Below are 4,982 nucleotides of genomic sequence, written 5' to 3' on the forward strand. Positions count from 1 at the left end.
AGATATCGCATCCTTGGCAGAAGGAGGGGTAGCGCATGCGGTCGAAGAGATAAACGCGCCCAAGAATAAAGCCCAAAGAAGCTTTGGTCGACTGGATACTCGTTCCCTGAGCAGCGAACTCCTAATGGAAATTGCTATGCTCATATTTGCACCTTATAAATTCTTTATAGTTATTAGAGTTTGGTTGTTATTTGTTCATCATAGCTGATTGTACGGATTTTGCACTATAGCAGGTCGTGGAGTTGGCCATTTGTGAGGGTTTATAGGCCGTAGAGGGTACACTTTTGTCGATTACTTCGTAGTGCTGGACGCTGGGGGAGTGTCGCTAGTGAGGCCGGTGATATTGATTTCATAGTACTCCCCATCAGGCTCGGTTTGAATCATTTTGAGTAACGCATAAGGCGGGGCTTGATCAAACCAAAGCTTGGTTTCTCGCTTTTTGCCTCCCTCTCTAAGTTTCTGGACTACTTGAGCACGTTTTGTACCTAAGCGCGTTTGGATCGATTCCTCGCCGATAACCTCAAAACGATAGTGGCGGACTTTGCCCTTATGAATAACCTTGTACTCAAACTCTTTATCTCCAGAGCCGACATCGACTTGAAGCTGAAGTTGGTAGTTTAGACGGTCGAGAATGTTGTCAGGAGCGCTCAACTCCCATTGTTTCTTTTTATATTTCTCTGTAAGGGTACCGTTTGATTGATCAAATACAACGCTTTGGCGTCTGTCTTTGATTAGAAAGCCGCTGAGTAAATAATCGTACTGCCTCGGCTTTATTTTGCCGTCGATTAACTCGAATATACTGCGTTCTGTGATCTCTGCTGGTGTAGTTTCAACGTAGAAGCGATAAGACCAAGAGCCATCTTCCAGTTGAGTAAGTTCACGCGTTGCGTCACCGTTAAGGCTTATCCCTTGAGAGATATGCGCTTGATATGAAGCAGAATGAGCCTCAATCAGAGATTTGTCGTTAGCGTTTGCGCAACAAGCAGTAACGATGAGGCTTAGTGCGAACACTATTTTGAATTGCGACAAGCTGCGAATCATAGATAGCTCCTTTGCTCGGAGCATTCAGTTTAATGAAGAACTCGACTGCTATCCAGTATGAGCCCTGTATCTGGTAGCTGCTTACCGTCGAGCGTTGCATGGTTCCCCTTTAGAGCTAATCGGCCTTCTGAAAGCCATTTTAAAACAATAGGGTAGATTACGTGTTCTTGCTGCTGAACGCGGGTTGCCAGTGTTTCCGGGGTATCATTTTCTGTTATTTCAACTCTTGCCTGAACGATGTTTGGTCCTGCATCAAGCTCTGGAATGACATAGTGAACCGTGACGCCATGATGTGTGTCACGAGCGTCAATTGCTCGTCGATGCGTATTCAGACCTGGGTACTTGGGAAGTAGAGAAGGGTGGATGTTCACTAACTTGCCAAGGTAGCGATTGACAAAATCATTGCTCAGAATGCGCATGAAGCCGGCGAGCACAACTATGTCTGGCTGATAGTGCTCTATCGTTCTGATCAATTCAGCATCAAAAAGCTCGCGATGTGAAAACGTTTTATGGTCAAGGCTGTGGGTATCAATCTCAGCTTGCTGAGCTCGCTGGAGCCCATAGGCATCGGGCACATTGGAAATCACTGCAGATATCTGAAGAGGAAGCTCTCCGGATGCAACTTCATCAATGATCGCCTGTAGGTTGCTTCCGCTACCGGAGATTAGTACAACGGCCTTAGGGAGAGGTGCAGGCTCAGATTGCATTCCTAACCTCTCAACACAACAGCGTCTTCAGCGTCGCCTTTCGATTCAATGGATCCTATCACCCATGCGTTTTCGCCAAGTTCAGAAAGCAGCTCTATGCTTTTTGGGGCCGCGGCTTGTGGAACACAAACGACCATACCAACACCGCAATTGAAGGTACGGTACATTTCTGTTGCCTCGACATTCCCGTTCTTTTGCAGCCACTTGAACACTGGAGGGAGATCCCAAGACGACGTGTCTATAACCGCTTTGCAGCCTTCAGGAAGAACACGAGGAAGATTTTCAAGTAAACCGCCGCCTGTGATGTGTGATAGGGCATGAACCGGTTGTTCGGCAATAAGCTTGAGTAAGTTCTTAACATAGATGCGCGTTGGTTGCATAAGTGCGCTCGCGATCGATTCGCCGCTTTCGAGCTCATCTTCTAGGTCGGCACCCGAGACCTCAATGATTTTTCGTATTAGCGAGTAACCATTTGAGTGGGGGCCGCTTGAGCCAAGCCCGATTAGTACATGGCCTTCGTTAACGTGAGATCCGTCAATGACTTCTGATTTCTCTGCGACGCCCACACAGAAACCGGCTAGATCGTAATCGTCGTTGTGGTACATACCAGGCATTTCAGCAGTTTCTCCGCCAACTAGTGCGCAGCCTGCTTGCAAGCAGCCTTCACCGATGCCTGTGACCACCTGTTCTGCAACATCGACGTTTAATTTGCCGGTGGCATAGTAGTCTAGAAAGAAAAGCGGCTCAGCACCTGCGACGATTAGGTCGTTAACACACATCGCGACTAAGTCGATACCAATGCTGTCATGCTTGTTCAAATCCATTGCAAGGCGCAATTTTGTACCGACTCCGTCTGTGCCAGATATTAGAACGGGCTCTCTGTAACCGCTTGGCAACTCGAACAACGCGCCGAAACCACCTAGTCCGCCTAATACTCCGGGACGAGTTGTTTTTTTCGCAACGTGTTTGATTCTGTCCACTAGTTGATTTCCAGCGTCAATATCAACGCCAGCGTCTTTGTAACTAAGAGATTTGTCGGTCATTGTAAGCCTGCTTAATGGGTCATGCTTTGAGGCGCGAATTCTACCAGTCTCTCCATATGCAGTTCTAGCTCGATAGTGAATAAACTCCCTATAAACGATTTATTGGCCTTATTTGTTTCACTTATTGTCATACCGAGTGTGGGCTAATATCATGGCTTCATTATTTGTAATTATTGGCGGAACTCCTCCTTGATAAGGTTTGTAGCCCTTTTTTCGTTCATTTCTTTCGTTTTTCCAATTGCGGCCGCTGAACGCATAGATATGTATTCCGCAGCGGTGCAAGTTCAAACTCAGCAAGAAGCTGATCGTAATGCCGCATTTACGGATGCTTTGAAGCAGGTGGTTGTCAAGATCACAGGGGATGAGGAAAGTCTCGATAATCCCGAACTAGAGCCGGTACTCGCGAAGTCTCGTAGTTATGTTTCCGGATTCAGCTACCAAAGAAATTCGCTGTACTCTGGCCAGCCAGAGTCAAATGGGGAAGAGCGAGATCCTTCGGCGGACGCTTCCAGTGCGGTGTTTGCACAGTCATTGCCTGAGAAAGAATATATCTTGAAGGTTCAGTTTTCCGATGATGCTCTTCTGCAGCAAATACGTGATATAGGCTTGCCTGTTTGGGGTGCCCTTCGGCCAAGTATTATTGCGTGGATCGTCATGCAAGAAAATGGCGAGCGCCATTTGGTGAACTCAGATTATCCGGCTTTGAACATGAGCTTAGCTCGTGAGGCAGAACGTGCAGGGCTGCCAATATTTCTCCCTGTAGGCGATCTGCAAGACTTATCTTCGGTAAATTTGAATGAGCTCTGGGGTTTATTTCCAAGTTCGGTCAGTGAGGCCAGTCAACGTTACCCGAATGATTATAGATTGTTAGGTCGCGTCTATCAGGCGGATGAGGGGCTTGAGTTAAAATGGACGCTGCTGATGGGCAGCATCGCGAAAACGGGCGGGGCAAAGTCTGTTGATTATCCTAGCTTGTGGAGACAGATGACCTCGGTAGTAGCGCAGCAGCTTGCTGAGCAGTTTGCAGTTGTGAGTGATCCAACGGCCGATGCTCAGGAGTTGCGAATACTTGTTTCTGGTATTGATCAATTTATCGAATATGCTAGCTTGGTGGAGCATGTTGAACGGCTTTCAAGCGTCGAGCACGTATCGGTTCGACAGGTTTATCAAGACAAGGTCAATTTAGGGATTAAGCTTCGTGGATCTCGGGCTAACTTTGAGCAGCAAGTTGCCCTTGCCGGCAAGCTTCAGTTGGTCGCGCCACCGTTCTCGCAAGAGACCGAGCTGAGTTCAGCGCAGCCGCCAGCAGAGCGTGAAGACGCATCTTTGACTCAAGATGACCAGTTCGCAGCGGTTGAGCTTAACGAAATGCCGCAAAGTCTGAACTTCTATTGGGTTCCTGATGGTGGAGCATAACTAGGTGTTTGTTAATCAGATACCAAATTTGCTGACTGTGCTTCGCATCGTTCTCATCGTGCCGTTCTCCTATTATTTGATGACACAGAGCTTCCAAAATGCGTTTCTTGTATTTGTCATTGCCGGAATTTCTGATGGTGTCGACGGTTTTCTCGCTCGGCACTTCAATTGGCGCTCCCGCTTTGGTGCAATCGCCGACCCGCTCGCAGATAAGCTCTTACTGATCACAACCTATGTGTTGCTTACCTGGCTCGGAGAGCTTCCACTTTGGTTGGTGTTGCTCATTTTCGGTAGAGATTTAATTATCGTTATCGGTGGCTTATTGTTTCACTACAAAGTGCATCATTTTGATATTCAGCCAACGCTACTTGGAAAGCTTTGCACTTTTATTCAAATTTCATATGTGGTTGTCTTGCTGTTGCATCTTGCCGGTTATGCGGCGCTTGGCCCTTTTATTGACTTAGGTGTCTATCTGGTTGCAGGGATAACGTTACTCAGTGGTCTCAATTATATTCATATCTGGGGGCGACGAACTCGCGATGCTTTGAGCGAGGGTGAGTCGTGAGTCGCAAGGCTGCTCCGCAGCTCTTATTGGGGCTTGGGTTTCGCAAGGAATTCACCTTTGACAACTTTGTCTCTGTTTCTTCTTCTGACGTGGTTGCTCGCCTAAGGTCTGCGGTATTCGATAGCCAAGAGGCTTTTGTTTATCTTGCCGGTGGCTCAGGAAGCGGAAAAACTCATTTGAGCATAGCGTTACTTAATGCGGCTTTGGATA

6 protein-coding genes and 1 pseudogene are annotated in these 4,982 nt (G+C 47.5%); 4 read left to right on the forward strand and 3 right to left on the reverse strand.

Features of this window, described 5'->3' with window-relative positions; translation table 11 throughout:
• Positions 1-208, forward strand: a 208-nt coding sequence (locus A3750_RS26890) for a hypothetical protein (protein WP_231871824.1), incomplete at its 5' end; no start/stop codon positions are given.
• An 83-nt stretch (positions 209-291) separates the two neighbouring features.
• Here the strand turns inward: A3750_RS26890 and A3750_RS13765 are convergent.
• From A3750_RS13765 to purM, 3 genes are read right to left on the reverse strand one after another with little or no spacing between them, the layout of a single operon-like run.
• Complete coding sequence (locus A3750_RS13765) at positions 292-1,041, reverse strand: DUF3108 domain-containing protein (RefSeq protein WP_068451943.1); 750 nt, start codon at positions 1,039-1,041, stop codon at positions 292-294.
• Positions 1,042-1,070: 29 nt separating this feature from the next.
• Entirely contained in the window at positions 1,071-1,748 is a 678-nt protein-coding gene (gene purN / locus A3750_RS13770; RefSeq protein WP_068451940.1) for a phosphoribosylglycinamide formyltransferase, read from the reverse strand.
• 2 nt (positions 1,749-1,750) lie between these two features.
• A complete protein-coding gene (purM, locus tag A3750_RS13775) occupies positions 1,751-2,791 on the reverse strand; it encodes a phosphoribosylformylglycinamidine cyclo-ligase (protein ID WP_068451937.1) in 1,041 nt (346 codons plus the stop codon).
• 189 nt (positions 2,792-2,980) lie between these two features.
• Here purM and A3750_RS13780 point away from each other — a divergent pair, with 189 nt between their 5' ends.
• The 3 genes and pseudogenes from A3750_RS13780 to A3750_RS13790 form a co-directional block, all read left to right on the forward strand.
• A complete protein-coding gene (locus tag A3750_RS13780; protein WP_068464325.1) occupies positions 2,981-4,207 on the forward strand; it encodes a DUF2066 domain-containing protein in 1,227 nt (408 codons plus the stop codon).
• A gap of 4 nt (positions 4,208-4,211) precedes the next feature.
• Positions 4,212-4,772, forward strand: a complete 561-nt coding sequence (locus tag A3750_RS13785; protein ID WP_068451931.1) for a CDP-alcohol phosphatidyltransferase family protein — start codon at positions 4,212-4,214, stop codon at positions 4,770-4,772.
• A pseudogene (locus tag A3750_RS13790) lies at positions 4,769-4,982 on the forward strand (DnaA regulatory inactivator Hda); the annotation flags it as partial. The gene A3750_RS13785 and the pseudogene A3750_RS13790, both read left to right, overlap by 4 nt.

This window comes from Oleiphilus sp. HI0079 (genome assembly GCF_001635105.1).

What these genes read in the sequence shown, in the direction of transcription:
- purN (WP_068451940.1), bottom strand. Translation starts at nt 1,748, where the DNA reads ATGCAATCTGAGCCTGCACCTCTCCCTAAGGCCGTTGTACTAATCTCC.
- purM (WP_068451937.1), bottom strand. Translation starts at nt 2,791, where the DNA reads ATGACCGACAAATCTCTTAGTTACAAAGACGCTGGCGTTGATATTGAC.
- A3750_RS13765 (WP_068451943.1), bottom strand. Translation starts at nt 1,041, where the DNA reads ATGATTCGCAGCTTGTCGCAATTCAAAATAGTGTTCGCACTAAGCCTC.